At 62.5% G+C, this 253-nt stretch carries 1 protein-coding gene; it reads right to left on the reverse strand.

Going from position 1 to position 253, the window contains the following annotated elements:
* On the reverse strand, positions 1 to 245 hold a 245-nt coding region (locus R0J88_RS21905), incomplete at its 3' end, for a S4 domain-containing protein (RefSeq protein ID WP_410901163.1).
* Positions 246 to 253: the final 8 nt, after the last annotated feature.

A 253-nucleotide genomic window follows, 5' to 3' on the forward strand; every position in this document is an offset into this window, starting at 1 on the left:
CTGACTTCCTGCACGGCGGCTTCCGGCGAGAGGCGCAGTGGCGGCACCCGTACCAGATCACCCGCCTGCAGGCGGTAATCGACCTTGATGCGCTTCTTGTTCACGCGCACTTCACCCTTGCGCACGATGCGATAGATCAACGCCTTGGGTGCACCCTTGAGGCGGGTACGCAGAAAGTTGTCGATGCGCTGCCCGGCCAATTCCGGGGCAACCTCGATCCACTGGACTGATTGGCCTTCGGCCATGTCGCACT

This window comes from Pseudoalteromonas sp. SIMBA_162, assembly GCF_046535955.1.
In the GTDB taxonomy this organism is placed as follows: Bacteria; Pseudomonadota; Gammaproteobacteria; order Enterobacterales; family Alteromonadaceae; genus Pseudoalteromonas; species Pseudoalteromonas marina.